This window comes from Ensifer sp. M14 (genome assembly GCF_003355565.1).
Lineage (GTDB): Bacteria > Pseudomonadota > Alphaproteobacteria > Rhizobiales > Rhizobiaceae > Ensifer.
On record NZ_QJNR01000007.1, the window covers coordinates 91,794 to 107,395 of the forward strand.

Annotated in this window: 10 protein-coding genes; 3 read left to right on the top strand and 7 right to left on the bottom strand. The window is 62.6% G+C overall.

The annotated features are described in order from the left end of the window. Nucleotides 1-55: 55 nt before the first annotated feature. From BLJAPNOD_RS22245 to BLJAPNOD_RS22255, 3 genes are all read left to right on the top strand, one after another. On the top strand, nt 56-940 hold the full coding sequence (locus BLJAPNOD_RS22245) for an AraC family transcriptional regulator (protein ID WP_115421516.1): 885 nt from the start codon (nt 56-58) through the stop codon (nt 938-940). A 179-nt stretch (nt 941-1,119) separates the two neighbouring features. Further along, entirely contained in the window at nt 1,120-3,330 is a 2,211-nt protein-coding gene (locus BLJAPNOD_RS22250; protein WP_115421517.1) for a TonB-dependent siderophore receptor, read from the top strand. A gap of 84 nt (nt 3,331-3,414) precedes the next feature. Beyond that, nucleotides 3,415-5,199, top strand: a complete 1,785-nt coding sequence (locus tag BLJAPNOD_RS22255; RefSeq protein ID WP_115421518.1) for a diguanylate cyclase — start codon at nt 3,415-3,417, stop codon at nt 5,197-5,199. 368 nt (nt 5,200-5,567) lie between these two features. On the opposite strand, the gene BLJAPNOD_RS22260 is transcribed toward BLJAPNOD_RS22255, so the two are convergent. The 7 genes from BLJAPNOD_RS22260 to BLJAPNOD_RS22290 all read right to left on the bottom strand — a co-directional run bounded on the left by BLJAPNOD_RS22260 (nt 5,568) and on the right by BLJAPNOD_RS22290 (nt 15,436). After that, nucleotides 5,568-6,227 carry a histidine phosphatase family protein gene (locus BLJAPNOD_RS22260; protein WP_115421519.1) on the bottom strand — a complete coding sequence of 220 codons (660 nt, stop codon included), beginning with the start codon at nt 6,225-6,227 and terminating at the stop codon, nt 5,568-5,570. 91 nt (nt 6,228-6,318) lie between these two features. Next, nucleotides 6,319-7,419, bottom strand: a complete 1,101-nt coding sequence (locus BLJAPNOD_RS22265) for an ABC transporter ATP-binding protein (RefSeq protein WP_077502540.1) — start codon at nt 7,417-7,419, stop codon at nt 6,319-6,321. A gap of 18 nt (nt 7,420-7,437) precedes the next feature. Next, nucleotides 7,438-9,147: an iron ABC transporter permease gene (locus BLJAPNOD_RS22270; protein WP_077502539.1), complete on the bottom strand. Its 1,710-nt coding sequence runs from the start codon at nt 9,145-9,147 to the stop codon at nt 7,438-7,440. Nucleotides 9,148-9,366: 219 nt separating this feature from the next. Further along, entirely contained in the window at nt 9,367-10,662 is a 1,296-nt protein-coding gene (locus BLJAPNOD_RS22275) for an extracellular solute-binding protein (protein ID WP_244611090.1), read from the bottom strand. Between the two features lie 183 nt (nt 10,663-10,845). Then, nucleotides 10,846-12,186, bottom strand: coding sequence for a sigma-54 dependent transcriptional regulator (locus BLJAPNOD_RS22280; RefSeq protein ID WP_115421521.1), 1,341 nt, complete (start codon nt 12,184-12,186; stop codon nt 10,846-10,848). Beyond that, on the bottom strand, nt 12,183-14,087 hold the full coding sequence (locus tag BLJAPNOD_RS22285) for an ATP-binding protein (protein WP_115421522.1): 1,905 nt from the start codon (nt 14,085-14,087) through the stop codon (nt 12,183-12,185). The genes BLJAPNOD_RS22280 and BLJAPNOD_RS22285 overlap by 4 nt, the downstream gene beginning before the upstream one ends. Continuing rightward, nucleotides 14,087-15,436 carry an extracellular solute-binding protein gene (locus BLJAPNOD_RS22290; RefSeq protein ID WP_077502535.1) on the bottom strand — a complete coding sequence of 450 codons (1,350 nt, stop codon included), beginning with the start codon at nt 15,434-15,436 and terminating at the stop codon, nt 14,087-14,089. The genes BLJAPNOD_RS22285 and BLJAPNOD_RS22290 overlap by 1 nt, the downstream gene beginning before the upstream one ends. Nucleotides 15,437-15,602 lie beyond the last annotated feature (166 nt).

Here is a 15,602-nt window from a genome sequence, read left to right on the forward strand (position 1 = left end):
GGGAAGGAATAAAGCAAACGAAAACCCCACCTTCCCGAAGACGGGCAACGCGATAATGACGTTTCAGCCGCAGATGCAGAACAAGATTACCGGTTTCAAAGTCCTGGGCGAGTTGCATCGTCGGGAGTGGAACGGGATTATCGCCGATGTGTGGGATGTCGAGTGCGAACCGCATGCAGGCGGCTATTACGTTTCGAATGATCCGCGGATGTTCATCGTGCTGGATGCGCAGGGTGGGAGCCGCTGCAACGTCAAACTCTCATCCCAGGCGAACGGCACCGTCCAAAGCTACCGAGAACAGGCGATCTCCTACATCCCGGCCGGCATGGAGATATGGGCCGATGTGGTTGACGTCAAATTTATCCGCCATCTCGATCTGCACTTCAACATCGACATCCTCAGCCGACGGCTGATGGAGGACCTCGATGCCGGTCAGTGCGACGTGCCGCGGCTGATGTTTGAGGACGAGCGGTTTCTTCAGCTCGCCCGGCTGATCGCGTCGGAATGCCTGAACCCGCAGCCGCTTCACGATCTCTATGGCGACGGACTGACGGTCGCTCTTTTCATCGATCTGATGAAGCTCAACCGCAGCAGCGCCCGCAAGCGCAGCCAGCTAGCGTCCTGGCAGCTGCGCCGGGTGATGGACTACATCGAGGAAAACAGCGTTCGCAACATCAGGCTGGAGGAACTGGCCGGTCTTGCCGGCCTTTCGCAATCTCATTTCAGCCACGCCTTCAAGGCCTCGACCGGCGTTGCGCCCCACCAGTGGCAGACAAACGCTCGGATCGAGCGCGCAAAGCAACTGCTCCTGAAAAACGAAGCGTCGCTGACCGAGATCGCTGCCGAAACCGGCTTCTCCGACCAGGCCCATTTCACCCGTGCCTTCCGCAAGGCGGTCGGAGCCACGCCGGCGCTGTGGAAAAGAAGCCGTCTTGTGTGAGCAAATGCCGTCGGTGTTGAACGGTTGCTCGTACATATTTGCCCAAAAGCGTTCAACTTTCAGGAATCGAAACAAGCCGCGCCCAAATACTTGATATAAACGGTCATCTTATCAGCAGTCAGAAAGCCGGGCCCTACGCTGTGGGGATAGCAGGCCGGGCAACCAGGGGCGACGATACGATGCAGCATGACGGTAAGGGTGTGCGTTTGAAGGAACTGCTTGCAAGCGGCGTTGCTGGCGTCGCGTTGCTTATGTCGACGGTGGCTGCGGCCCAGGACGGTAGCGCCACGAAGCTCGAAAAAATCGAAGTACAGGCACAGGGCGGGCGCGACGACGCCACCGGCCCCGTCGAGGGGTACGTCGCCAAGGCCTCGACGACCGGCTCGAAATCGGCCAGGCCGATCAGCGAAATACCGCAATCCGTCTCCGTTATCGGTCGCGAGGAACTCGACGATCGCGGCGTCGTCAACAAGATCGACGAGGCACTGCGCTACACGCCCGGCGTCACCACCGAGCCTTTCGGCGTCGATGCCGATACGGACTGGTACTACATTCGCGGTTTCGACGCGGCGCAGACAGGCGTATTCCTCGACGGCCTGTCACTCTTCAGCTTCGGCTTCGGCGGTTTCCAGATCGACCCCTTCATGCTTGAGCGCGTTGAAGTGCTCAAAGGGCCGGCTTCGGTGCTCTATGGTGGTGCCAACCCTGGCGGCATCATCAGCCTGATCAGCAAGCGACCACGCGATGAGCCGCTCTATTACACAGAGATCGGCATCAACAGCGACGGCAACGCCTTCACCGGCTTCGACGTCAACGACAAACTGACGGACGACGGCACCATCCGGTATCGCGTCACCGGCAAGGTGTCGGGCGGCGACACCTACACCGACTTCTCAAACGATCTGCGTGGCCTGATCGTTCCGCAGATCACCTACGCTCCTGACGATGCGACCAGCCTGACGGTCTATGGCGTTCTGCAGGGCCTCGATCAGGTGCATGTCGGCAACGGCTTCCTTCCCTATGTCGGCACCGTCGTCGACGCACCTTTTGGCAAGATCGATCGCGACGCATTCTTTGGCGAACCCGATCTGGACGAGGGCACCTATGTCCAGCAGATGGTTGGCTATGAATTCAAGCATGAGTTCGAGGGGGGATGGCAATTCAGCCAGAACCTGCGCTACGGCCATCTCTACAAGCATGAGAACGGCCCCTATCCCTACGGATATTACGATCCGAGCCTGCCGTTTCCGTCGTCGACGGTGCCCGCCACCCCGGACAATCTTCTCTATCGTCTAGGATTTGAGGCGACGTCGAAGGTCGATACCTTCGCCGTCGACAACCGCGTCGAAGGAGAATCCGAGACCGGGGCTCTGGACCACACGCTGCTCGTCGGCCTCGACTACAAGTACTACCGGCTGGACCACGTCCAGGCTTCATCGCCTGCAACGCCCATCAGCGCAACGGATCCGATCTATGGGGCGCCGCAGCCCGCCAACGCCACCTATATCAATCAGGTGGTTACGCAGCAGCAACTGGGCGTTTACGCGCAGGATCAGATCCGGTTCGGTAACGGCTGGCTCGTCACGCTCAACGGTCGCTACGACTACGTGGACACCAACACCCGGAACGGCCCGACCTTCTGGGCGCCGACGCAAGACAATACTTTCAGCTACAACGAAGGTGCTTTCAGCGGCCGCGCTGGCCTTGCCTATGAGTTCGACAACGGCGTGACGCCTTATGTCAGCGTTGCGACTTTCTTCAACCCGATCGTGGCGGTGACGGCAACGGGAAATACCAAGCCCCAGGAAGGCGAACAGTTCGAGGTCGGGCTGAAGTACGAGCCGACGTTCTTCGACGGCGTGTTGACGGCATCCCTCTACCAACTGACCAAACGCAATGCTCTCGTGACCAACCCGTTGACGAGCATTTCGACCCAGACGGGTGAAGTGCGGTCCCGCGGCATCGAGCTTGAGGGCAAGGCCAACATCAACGAAGACTGGAAGCTGATCGCCGGCGTTGATTTCATCGATCTAGAGGTGACCGAAGACGCCAACCCGGCGTTGGTGGGAACGACGCCGTACCTTGTTCCCAATGCTCAGGCATCGCTGTGGCTCGACTACACGGTGCCATCCGGAGCGCTCGAGGGTATCAGCCTTGGCGCAGGCGTCAGGTACCAGGGGGAATCCTGGGCGGATGCGGAGAACACGCGCAAGGTCCACTCGGCTGCATTGGTCGACGCGGCAATCCGTTATGAGAAGAATGATTGGGCGGCATCGCTGAATGTCTCCAACCTCTTCGACAAGGAATATGTGAAGGGATGCCAGGGCCTTTCGGTCTGCGGCTATGGCGAAAGCCGGACGTTCACCCTGAAGCTCAGCAAGGAATGGTAACGACGACATCCGTGCCCTAGTTTGTGCGTAAACGACGTCGGCACCGGCTACAGCCGGCTGCCGACGTCGGCTATAGATGATCCTATGAGAATCAACGCAATTACAAACTGGGCCTATGGCGTCACGGTGCTTCTGACCGGATTGTCCGGCGTGGCGTTCATCCTGTCGACGAACAGTGCGATCGAGGAGCGGCAGGCGGCCGAGCAGCATCTTGTGCTCGACACGCTTGGCGAGGATCTCGCACTTGGCGCGGAAGAGCGAAGCGATGCCGCGCGCCTCTATGTGATGCGGGGGGACCTGCGCCATCTCGAACGCTTCCATCGCAAGGAAGAGGAGGAGCGCACCCACGAGGCGGCCATCCGGAATGTGCGCCAACTCGGCGCGTCGCCGGAGGAGCTGGCCGCGCTTCAGGAGGTCGAGCGTGAGGCAGAGGCTCTCGACAAGATCGAGGTGGCCGCAATCGACGCCTATCAGAAGGGCGATCAGGCGGCCGCCCAACAGATGCTTTTTGGCCCCGAGCACGACCGGCTCCAGACCGCCTTGCTTGAAACGGTGGTCCGCTTCCGCGAGCTGACCAAGGCCAGAACCGGTGCGATGCTGGAACAGGCGAAGGAACGGAGCGACTGGTTCGGCCTTGCCGCAAGGACGATGCTTGCGATCACGGCAGCACTTTTTCTCAGCGTTCTCTATTTCGTGCTCAAACGGCGCGTGGCCATGCCGCTCGTGCGCATGACGGGTATCGTCACGCGGCTCGCCAAGCAGGATTACGAAGTGGAAGTGCCGCTCGATCGCCGTCGCGACGAGATCGGCGAGATGAACGAGGCGATCCATATCTTCCGCACCAACGGGCTGGAGCGCGATCGGCTGGATGCCGAACGGCGGCTCGATCAGCAGACCAAGGACCTGATCCTGCAGATGATGCACCGGCTGCAGGCCTGCCAGATCCAGGAGGAGCTGGCAGAAGTCGTGGCGCGGTTCGCGCCGCAGATCTTCCCCAATCTTGCCGGCCATCTCTATGTGCTGAACGATAACCGGACGTCCCTGACGCGTGTCGGCACCTGGCTCGACCCGCAGCATTCGGCAGACAGCTTTCCGTCGAGCGCCTGCTGGGGCCTGCGGCGCGGCAGGCCTCATGTCAGCAATGGCGGCCAGAGCGATATCGCCTGCCAGCATCTGGACGAGAGCGATGTCGCCGGCCTCTGCGTACCGCTGACGGCGCAAGGCGATACGATCGGCCTGCTCTATTTCGAGGAGCGCTCGCCCGAGCAGCCGGCCGTCGAAACGTCGCGACTCTATCTCGAACTCATCGCGGAAAACATCGGCCTCGCCGTCGCCAACCTGCAGCTGCGCGAGAAGCTGACCAACCTCGCGGTCCGCGATGCCTTGACGGGATTGCTCAACCGGCGCTGCCTCGATGAAGCGCTGAACAAGCAATTGCGCGAGCGGGCCGGCCGACCACTCGTCTGCCTGATGATCGATATCGACCACTTCAAGCGCTTCAACGACGAGTTCGGCCATGATGCCGGTGACGTGGTGATGCAATACGTTGCCCAGATCATGCTCGATGCGGCAGCCGAGCTCGGAACGACCTATCGTTTCGGCGGCGAAGAGTTCACCATGCTTTTGCCTGAGATGAGCGAGACGGCCGGCTTCGAATTCGCCGAGCGCCTGCGCGACAAGATCGGCACGACGCCGCTTTCCCATCGGGGACGCATCCTCGGTTCCGTGTCGGTGTCGATCGGCATCGCCTCGTCGCCGCGCGAGGGCACGGTGGCAACACTTCTGACGCGGGCGGATGCCGCCTTGCTCGACGCCAAGGCGCGGGGACAGAACATGACGGTCTGCTCTTCGGGCCTGGTCGTCGTCTAAATCGTGTTGTGCCAAGGCGGCGAGTGGTGAATGACCACGCCGTGCTTTGCAGCAGGGCGACGATGCTCCCGTCCGGTAGGCTGTCGGTCAGCTGCTTGCCACTGCAAACGCGTTGCTCAGGAACAAGACTGTCTTCAAACCATTCTGACAATACAGGTGCCAGCGACCTGGCGACCGCAAGGTCAAAATACCCTTCGGTCCAAGCAACCGGGCTGGCTGGTTTCCTGTGACAGGCACGGGAACGAGGGCGATTTTGGCCGACCCCGAGCCTGCCGCAGCCAGCAAACTGTCAGGAACGGCCTTGTCAGCAGTCTGACAAACCCCGTCGTGACGGCGGGGCTTGTCTGCATAGAGTATGCGGTTCGCGTTCAGATCCAGACGGTCCGGCCTTCGCCTTCGCAGCCGAGTGCGCGCAGAATGCTGAGCGGAATGCCGATCGTGGTTTCACTGCCGGCAGACAGCAGGAAGGATGCCGTCTGCGGTTCGCGATAAGCAAGGATCTCCGCGCGGGAGGCTTTGGTGTAGATGCCGCGCAGGGCGCGCACGCAGCCGCTATGGGTGACCACGACGTGCGTGTTGTCGCGGTCGAGCGTCGTGAGCCAGGCGATAAGGCGGCTGTCGAGGGTGGTCCGGCTTTCGCCGCCGGGCATGGCGTAATCCCATGGCTCTGCGCTCTGCGCTTCGTATTCATGTGGCAGATCCCGTTCGATCTCGTCGTGAGCAAGGCCCTCCCAGGAACCATAGGACCGCTCCACCAACGCTTCGTCATGGGTGAACCGTTCGAAGGGAACCGACCAGGTGTCGGCCAGGATCGACGCGGTCTGGCGCGCGCGTCCGAGCGGACTGACCCAGAACTTGAGTTTCGTCTCGCCGGCTATTCTTTCCGAAAGCCTGAGGCCGACGGCGAGCGCCTGTCGGACACCGTTTGCCGTCAGCGGCGTGTCCTTTCGGCCTTGCAGCCGGCCGGCGACGTTCCATTGGGTTTCGCCGTGGCGGATGAGGATGATGTTTGGCAGTGGGGAGGTCATGGCATGCTCGGAGTTCGCCGGTGCGGTGTCCCGACCGGAAATGAGAAGAGGGGGATACCCGCCGACCATTGGCCGGCGGGTGTCCGCTTGTTTACTCGGCCAGCCACAGCGCCGAGGACGGCTTGAGGCCGAGCGTGGTCGTGGCACCCGTCTCCAGCAGGGCGTCGCCCGAGTGGAACGGCGCGTCGATCAGCACTGTCGCCGTGCCGACCTGAACGCCGTAACGCACGGTGGCGCCCAGGAACTCGCGGTGGGCGATCGTCCCCGTCAGGGCGACGGCACCCGGTTCAAGCGTGCCCAGCGTCGCGTATTGCGGACGGAAGACGAGCTTGGCGCCTGTCGGCACCGTCACGCCGGCCGGGATCGGGATCGAGCCGGCACCCGCCACCTCGAAGGTGCGCTGCGTGCCTGTGCCCTTGACCGCGCCGTCGAGGATGTTGGCCGTGCCGAGGAAGTTGGCGACGAACAGGTTGGCCGGCTTCTCGTAGAGCCCCATCGGCGTGCCCACCTGCTGGATGCGCCCTTCGTTGAAGACGGCGATACGGTCACAGACCGTGTTGGCTTCTTCCTGGTCGTGGGTGACGAAGATCGTCGTCAGCTTCAGCCGCTGCTGCAGGTCGCGCAACTCGCGCCGCACTTCGACGCGCATCTTGGCGTCGAGGTTGGAGAGCGGCTCGTCGAGCAGAAGCACCTTCGGCTCGATGGCGATCGTGCGGGCAAGTGCGACACGCTGCTGCTGTCCGCCGGAAAGCTGCGACGGGCGGCGATCGGCAAGGTGTTTCAGGCCGACGAGTTCGAGGGCGGCCTGTACCCGGCGCTCGACCTCGGCGCGCGGCAGGCGCCGCTCTTCCAGGCCGAAGGCGACATTGGCGGCCACCGTCATATGCGGCCAGAGCGCATAGGACTGAAACACCATGCCGATGTCCCGCTTCCATGGCGGCATGTCGAGCACGTCCTGGCCGCCGATGACGACCTTGCCCTGCCGGGCGTTGTTGAAGCCGGCGATCAGCCGGAGAAGCGTGGTCTTGCCGCAGCCGGACGGGCCGAGAAAGGCGAAGAATTCGCCTGGCTGGATCTCGAGGTTGATGTCCTTCAGCACGTGAAGTGCACCGTAGTAGAGATTGACGTCGCTGATGCTGATCGCCTTGGCGGGGCTCACCGCAAGTGCAGCGCTGTTGATGTTGACAGTCATAATGTTCCTCCCGAATTTCTATTTCGTCATGCCAAGCGCCTTTTGGCGGCGCTCGATGACGTAGTGCGAGAGCAGGGTGCAGAGTGCGACCATGATCACGGCGATGACGCCGAGGGCAGCACCCGGGCCACGACCCGCCGGCGATTGCATGAAGACGTAGAGCCCGTAGGCGATCGGTGCGTCCGAGTTGCTCTGGATCAGCATCAGCGTCGCCGACAGTTCGACGGCAGCCGTCGAGAAGCTGGTGACGAAGCCGGCGAGCAGACCGCCTGTCATCAGCGGCAACACGATGCGCCGGATCGTCCGCTGCTTGGTGGCGCCGAGGTTCTCGGCGGCTTCCTCCAACGATTCCGACACCTGCTGCAGTGCCGCGTAGCAGGCCCGGAGCGCATAGGGCAGCCGGCGGATGGCGAGCGCCAGCACCACCATGACCCAGAGGGTCGCAAGCGGCGTGCCGTCCGGCAGCGTTACGCCGTAGAAGGTGCGGAGATAGCCGATGCCGAGCACGACGCCGGGGATCGCAAGAGCGGATGTTGCCGCCCAGTCGAGCCAGCGACGGCCGACGACCTTGGTGCGCAGCACCAGATAGGCAATGGCGCCGCCGATGACGACGTCGATCAGGCCGGCGAGGCTGGCGTAGATCAGCGTGTTCTTGATGTAGAGCGAGCTTTCGCCGAAGACGCGGCCGTAATGCGCCATGGTGAAACCATCAGGCATCGGGCTGTAGGACCAGACGGTTGCAAGCGACAGCAAGAGCAGGCCGATATGCGGCGACAGCACAAGCAGCAGGATCAGGCCGACGACGCCGTAGGCAATGACGCTTTCGCCGCGGCTGAGCTTGCGCCGGGAAAGACCGCCGCCGCCGCGCTGCGTCGTCGAGTAGTCCTTGCCGCGCATGGCAACGGCGGAGAGCCACATGGCGAAGATCGAGACGGCGATCAGGATGACCGAGATGACATAGCCCATCGGATCGGTGAGGCCGACCGAGGTGACGCGCAGGTAAGCCTGGGGCGCAAGCATGTCCTTGACGTTGAGAAGCAGCGGCGTTGCCAGATCGTCGAACACCTTGACGAAGACCAGCGACGCGCCGGCGAGATAGCCGGGCATCGCCAGCGGGAAGACGATGCGGCGGAACAGTCGGACGCCGGACGAACCGAGGTTCTGGGCAGCCTCTTCCATCGAGCGGTCGATGTTGCGCAGGCTTGTCGACAGATTGATGAGGATGAAGGGGAAATAGTGCAGCGACTGCACGAAGATGACGCCGTTCAGCCCTTCCATGAAGGGAATGCGGATGCCGAACCAGTCGTTAAGGATCAGGTTGACGGTGCCATTGCGGCCGAAGAGCAGCTGCATGGCGACCGCGCCGACGAACGGCGGCATGATCAGCGGTATGAAACCGAGCGTCTGGATGATCAGCGAGCCGCGGAAGTCGAAACGCGTGGTTAAAACCGCTAGCGGCAAGGCGATGGCACTTGCCCAGACGACCGACATGCCGGAGACGTAGACGGAGTTGAAGAACGACCGCCGGAACAGATCGGTGTTGAAGAAATCGACGAAGTTGACGATCGTCAGCGCGCCGGTGCCCTTTTCGGTGAACGCCGTGTAGATGACCGTCCCGGCCGGGATGATCAGAAAGATGGCAAGGAAGAGTGCGATCAGCGAGATCGCAAAGATCTGTCCGGGCTTGGCCGAAACGCGTCTTATGGGAATGGATTGAACGAGCGCCATGGGGCAGACTCCGGATTTTGGTCGACAAGCCTGACGCGCTTGCAGCACCCTCGCGCCTCTGGATCGCTAGGGTCACTGCAACGTCTTCGACTGCCGCGCAGCCGCTCCAGGATCTGTTCGGATCTCTAGAGACTGGCTGGCGGGCGCGTCAGGCTTGGCGATGGCATAAGTTTTCAGGGATGGCCGCCCGCGGGTAGCAGGCGGCCTCTTGGATCCGTGTCAGTCGACGAGAGCCAGCGCTTCTTCGGCCTTCGCCTTGGCAGCGGCGTACTTCTCACTCGCAAAAGCGGCCCATTTCTGCTCGAGTTCCGCCTGGCGGGCGGTCTTTTCCTCGCCGCCGGTGAAGGCGTCGCGGATCTGCTGGCTGGCAGCTTCTTCGGCCGTGATCGGCATGGCGGCGATCAGCGCGTGGGCTTCCGTCAGCAGTGCGCGTGCGGGCGCCTGTTCGTTGGCGGCAACTGCCTTTTCGGCTTCGTGGATCGCTTTGGTGGCGCCCTTGATGTTGTCGAGCTGGAACGAGATCAGCTGGTCGTAAAGCGTGTCGACGACGTCGGTGCGCTTCTTCGATACGTCTGAATCAAACGTGATCATCGACTGGAAGCGCGGATCCTTAAAGGGGTTCGGGAAGCCTTCCGGTGCCTTCTCGTAGAGAGCAGGGTTGATCGGCAGGCGACGGATCGCCGGCTCGAGCAGAACGGCCTGGCCCTTCTCCGACAGCAGGTAGTTGACGAAGGCTTCGGCGCCCGCCTGGTTCGGCGCATTGGCGACGATGCCGATGTTGGCCGGAACGACCGTCGTCACCGACGGATAGGCGAAGGAGACCGGGAAGCCGCTTGCCTGTGCCGAGAAGGCGAAGAAGTCGATGACGATACCGATACCGGTCTGGCCGGAGTTGACGGCGTCAGGAACGCCGAACGAACGCTCGGTGACCTGCTGCAGATTGCCGCCGATCCCCTTCAACGTCGCCCAGCCCTTGTCCCAGCCTTCGCCCTGCAGGATCGTTTCGATCGTCAGGTGGGTCGTTCCCGAACGCGAGGGTGCGGCAATCGCGATGTGGTCGTGGTATTCCGGCTTGGTCAGGTCGCTCCATTCGACCGGCTTCGGCAGGTCGTTGGCTTCAAGGTAGCGGTCATTCGACATGATGCCGTAACCCGAGGCGGCAAAGCCGAAATAGTAGCCGTCCTTGTCGTTGACCGGATAGGAGCCGACCTTCTCGGGAAGGCCCGTGACCGAAGGGGTGAATTTGGCCAGCAGCTCGCGGCTCTTGAGGCTGTCGAACGCGTCCGGAGCCGATGCCCAGAACAGGTCGACCTGGTTGTTCACCTTGGTCTCATCGATGTATTTGACGCCCGAGCTGGTGCTCTTGTTCTGGACGTCGAGGGTAAAGCCGGGGTTTGCGGCCTCAAAACCGGCCTTGAACGGATCGGTCACGTCCTTGGAAAACGACGTCACGATCGTGACTTTTCCGCCGTCCTGGGCGTGAACCGTCACAACGAAGGCGGCCGACATCAGCATCGCCGCAGCAATGGTCTTCAACATAGGTATCTCCTCCCAATAGGGACACCGATTGTTTGGTGTCCGCTCTATTGAGAGCAAGCGCCGTGCCAGATTGAGAAGGGCCGAAAATCAAGGGTTCTGGCGGCCCTATGGGTAAAAACGGTAACATCCCCACAAAACGACGGGGTCAAACCGGTAACATCAACCGGGCTCGCCATCACTTTGCGCTGCGATGTCGAATTTACGCATCTTGAGGTAGAGCGTCTTGCGGGAAATGCCGAGCGCATCGGCGGTCGCGCCGACGCGGCCGTCGTTTCTCGCAAGGCTATCGAGCAGGATGGCGCGCTCCAACCGGTCCATCTGCACCTCCAGCGTCTCGCCGCCTGCTGCCGCCCGATCCACATCGGCGCGATCATCGAGCCCGAGCACGAAGCGCTCCGCGACGTTGCGCAGCTCGCGGACGTTGCCCGGCCATGACCGGCCATCGAGTTCGGCCAGAAGCTCCGCACTCACGCGCGGCGGTGTGCGGCCCTGCCGCTTAGCGGCGAGGCCGAGGAAGTGCTGGAACAGGAGGCCGACGTCGCCCTTGCGTTGGGCCAGTGGCGGCAGCTCCACACGCGCGATGTCGAGGCGGTAGGCAAGGTCCTCGCGGAAATCGCCTTTCTTCGCCGCCGCGTGCAGATCCGCCTTGGTCGCCGCCACGACACGCATGTCGACCGGCAGTTCGACGTTGGAGCCGAGCCGTTCGATGACACGCTCCTGCAGCACGCGCAGCAGCCGCACTTGGGCGGCAAGCGGCATCGATTCGATCTCGTCGAGAAACAATGTGCCGCCGTCGGCATATTCGATCTTGCCGATGCGCTTTTCGCGCGCGCCGGTGAAGGCGCCGGCCTCATGGCCGAAGAGCTCGGATTCCAGCATCGTTTCGGGAATGGCGCCGCAATTGACGGCGACGAAGCGACCCTTGCGCCCGCTGAAATCGTGGATCGCGCGTGCCGTCACTTCCTTGCCGGTACCGGTTTCGCCAAGGATGAGAGCGTCGGTCGCCGCAGCCGCAATGCGCTTCAACTTTTCGCGTAGCGCAACCATGGGCGCGGAATGCCCGATCAGGCGCGTTTCCCAGCCATCGTCGTCGACCGATAGCCGCAGCCGGCGGTTTTCGAGAAGCAGGCGGCGATGGTCGCGGGCGCGGCGAACGGTTTCGATGAGATGCACGGGATCGGCGGGCTTCTCCAGAAAATCCCACGCACCATCGCGCATGGCGCGAAGGGCCATCGGGATGTCGCCATGGCCCGACATCAGGATGATCGGGATGTCCTGGTCGATCTTGCGCACCGCGGCAACCAGATCGAAGCCGTCATGATCCGGCATACGCACGTCGGAAACGATGACGGCTCGGCTGTCGGCGCGAAGGCCGATGAGCGCCGAAGTCACCGATCCGTGCGGCGACACTTTGAAGTCTTCCAGTTCGAGCACCTGACAGCAGGCTTCGAGTACGCTGGCATCGTCGTCGATCAGGATGATATCCGGGTCCAACGTCATTGCGGGCCTTTCAGGGATACGAGGAATTGCGTGCCATGCGCACTGGTCTCAAGGATCGAGATCTCGCCACCGAAGTCCTTGACGATGTTGTAGGAAATGGAAAGCCCGAGCCCGAGGCCGGAACCAACCGGCTTGGTGGTGAAGAACGGGTCGAAGACGGCGGCGACGTCATCAGCGGCAATGCCGCTGCCGGTATCGCCGACGACCAGCCGCGCATCGGCGCCGACCTGCTCGATTGTTGCATGTACCCGGCGCTTGGGCCTGCCTTTGACGGCGTCCAAGGCGTTGCCGATGAGATTGACTGCCACCTGTTCGAGCCGCACCGGCTCGGCCATGACAAGGACAGAGGCATCCTCCGGCAGGCGCAATTGCATTTCGACGGCCTCTTCCTCGAACCTATGTTCAAGTAGACTGAACGCGTCGCGGACGGCAGCGGTCAGATCGACCGGCCGCAACTGCGCGTCGGGCCGGCGGGCAAAGCGGCGGATATGGCTGATCTGGTCGGCCATGCGCCCGGTCAATCCCTTCATCTTATCGAGATTGGTGACCGCCTGCTCCCCCTTGCCGCGTCCGATCAGCGTCGTGGCGCTATGAATATGTGCCCGAAGGGCTGCCAGTGGCTGGTTGAGTTCGTGGCCGATTCCCGCCGCCATCTGTCCGAGAGCGGCGAGCTTTGCCGACTGGATCAATTCGTCGCGGGTCTGGCGGAAGAGCACCAGGGCATGGGCAAGATCGCCGAGTTCGTCTGCCTCTGGTGCGGGGATGGCGGTTGCGGGGCGCCCGCTGCTGATCGCGCCGGCGGCGGCCGAAAGCAGCCGGATGCGCGCCAGCAGATTGCGGTAGACATAGAAGAAGCCGATCGCTGTCGCCAGCAACACCGAGAGAATGGCGATTGCCAGCAGCAGGCTGCGGCCGGTTTCGATTGCCGTGGCGGCGCGCTGCGCGGCGGCGGCGGCGCTCGCCTCGATCGCAACGACTTTGGTTTCGATCCTGCGTCCGAGGTCGTCGACCAGGCGGCCGTTCTGGGCGGCAAGCTCGGAGAGCTTTGCCGCCTCGATCATTTCCGAGCGCTTGCGATTGGGGATTCCTGTCGAGACGTCCGACTGGTCGAGAATGCGGCGTGCCAGCTGGCGGACGGTGATGCTATCCGGCCAGTTTTCGAGGCTGGCGATGCGGCTTGCAAGGTCGTCGGCGCTGTCGCCGAGAAAGGCGTTGGTTTCTTGAATTTCCTCTTGCGTGGTGGCGTTGACGAGGCGGCCGATCAGCCCGGTGGCGAGGTTTGCCTGCGACACCGCCGTCAACAGGGCCTCGCTCTTTTGCTGTTCCGCAAGCGCTGCAGCGCCGTGGCCGTTGCGGGTCTCGGCTTCAATGTTGAAGCGAATATCGTCTACGAGCGGATCAGCCTCCTCGAGCAGGTCCGCCTGAACCCAACGCAACTCGTCGATATCGGAGCGCATCGCCTCTCTGAGCGTGAAGCGCTTGCCGGCCGCAAGGTCGATCTTGTCGAGGTTTTCGCCGATCGCTTCGGCCAGCGGTAAGAGGTCGGTCGCATCCGATTTCGTGCCGCTTTCCTTGAGCAGCGCGCGCAACGTGGTAAGGCGTGCGGCGTAGCTGCTGCGGATCTCGTTATATTCGGCGCGTGTTTCGGCTCCAGCGAGAACCGTCGTCACCGAACCGATGTCGGCGCCCGCCTTCGACAGCCGAGAGGCGAAGGCGAGCTGCGGCATCTGGTCTTCGGCAATTCGAGACAGTTCACCCGACAGGCGCTCGTAGGAAAGCCAGCCGACGAGGCACGCGCCAACGGCAAGGCCAACGATGGCAACGAAGGCGAGGATAAGGCGCGCACCGATGCCGAAACGCCAGGGCGATGCGCCGGCGTCGTGATCGATCGATTGTCCCATTATTGCCGCCATGGCGTGAGGTCTGTCGCCGGGCGCCCGACGGAGGCAAGCAGCAATTCGGCCGTTGCCAGATTCCGCTCGATGGTGGCGCGCACTCTTTGCGTCAGCGCGGTATGTGCCGGCGAGCGGGCGATGCTGCGCGGCCAATCGGCCTTCAGCGTTTCGTCGGCGTTTTCGACGTCGTTTGCCGAAAGCGGCGGCGTGGCCAGCAGGCGCTTGGCTCTCGCAAGCACGCTACGCTGCTGCGCGTCGTCGATCTCTAGTGCTTCCAGGTCCGCCACCCTTTTCCAGAGCCGGGCAAGCGTCGCCCGGCGGCGCACGATATAGTCGTCGAAGATCAGGTTGACGAGACCGTATCTTCGCGCCGAAAGCGCCGCGTCGAAGCCGCTGTACTTCAGCAGGCCGTCACCGCTTTCCTGTGGCAGCAGGCCCTTGTTGAGCGCTGGGTTGAGAGGAATGCGAGCGACGGCCGGCAGCAACAGGACCTTCTGGCCGTCCTCTGACAGGACGAAATCGATGAAGCGCTCGGCGGCGGACACATTGCGCGCTCGTGACAGGATCGCGATGCTTGCCGGCACGAACACAGTATCGGGCGGCAGGATGAACACATTGCCGGCGTCCGCGAACTCTGGCGCATTGGCAAGGAAATCGATGGTGATGCCGATACTGAAGCGCCTCTGGGCGACACCGGATGCAACGCCGAAACTGCGGGCGGTAACCGTCGACAGATTGCCGCCGAGCTGGGAGAGCATCGCCCAGCCTTTTTCCCATCCGTAGGTCTGAAGCAACGCTTCGACGATCAGATGAGTGGTGCCTGAGCGCGACGGCGTCGTGATGCCGATCTGGCCGGAATAGACAGGGTTCAAAAGATCTTGCCAGTCTCGGGGCACCGGCAGCTTGTTCTGGGCGAGGTAGGACTGATTGTAGACGAAGCCGTATCCGGACAGCGCAAAGCCCAGGTAATAGCCCGCGGGATCGTTGACGGGGTAGCCGAAGACCTTCTCCGCGGCGCCTGTCTGGCGCGGTGCAATGGGCCGCAGTTCGCCGCTGCGCTTCAACAGTTCGAAAGCATCGGTCGCCGAGGCCCAGAAGATGTCGGCCGGCACATCGGCCTTCTCCATGACGAAGCGCGTGGCACTTGCCGTGTTGCGCTGGATGATCGACAGGCGGATATCAGGGTTTGCAGTCTCGAATGCACGTCGAAACGGCTCGAAGAAGGATGGCGGGTAGGAGGTGACGATCACCAGATCCTGTTTTTCGGCGGCACGCGCGGCGGTCGCGAACATGGCGAGGCCGGCAAAAGCCAGCAGCTGCAACGCCGCAAGAATGACGAACCGAAACTTCAGCACTTTACGTCACCACGACCGACGCCAGCTCTTTCTGGAAAAAGCCCGCGCGGTCCCTCCCTCTTTGTCGGCGTCCCGGCGGGTTGATCCCGCCATCGGTCGGCGGTCTACTTTTCTACCAAGACCGTCCCGCCGTAAACCCCGACAGGCCTCCATACACTGTTGCAAT

Coding starts and splice junctions, on each gene's coding strand:
- BLJAPNOD_RS22250 (WP_115421517.1), top strand. CDS start 1,120: ATGCAGCATGACGGTAAGGGTGTGCGTTTGAAGGAACTGCTTGCAAGC.
- BLJAPNOD_RS22255 (WP_115421518.1), top strand. CDS start 3,415: ATGAGAATCAACGCAATTACAAACTGGGCCTATGGCGTCACGGTGCTT.
- BLJAPNOD_RS22280 (WP_115421521.1), bottom strand. CDS start 12,186: ATGACGTTGGACCCGGATATCATCCTGATCGACGACGATGCCAGCGTA.
- BLJAPNOD_RS22275 (WP_244611090.1), bottom strand. CDS start 10,662: ATGCTGATGTCGGCCGCCTTCGTTGTGACGGTTCACGCCCAGGACGGC.
- BLJAPNOD_RS22260 (WP_115421519.1), bottom strand. CDS start 6,227: ATGACCTCCCCACTGCCAAACATCATCCTCATCCGCCACGGCGAAACC.
- BLJAPNOD_RS22245 (WP_115421516.1), top strand. CDS start 56: ATGACGTTTCAGCCGCAGATGCAGAACAAGATTACCGGTTTCAAAGTC.
- BLJAPNOD_RS22285 (WP_115421522.1), bottom strand. CDS start 14,087: ATGGGACAATCGATCGATCACGACGCCGGCGCATCGCCCTGGCGTTTC.
- BLJAPNOD_RS22265 (WP_077502540.1), bottom strand. CDS start 7,419: ATGACTGTCAACATCAACAGCGCTGCACTTGCGGTGAGCCCCGCCAAG.
- BLJAPNOD_RS22270 (WP_077502539.1), bottom strand. CDS start 9,147: ATGGCGCTCGTTCAATCCATTCCCATAAGACGCGTTTCGGCCAAGCCC.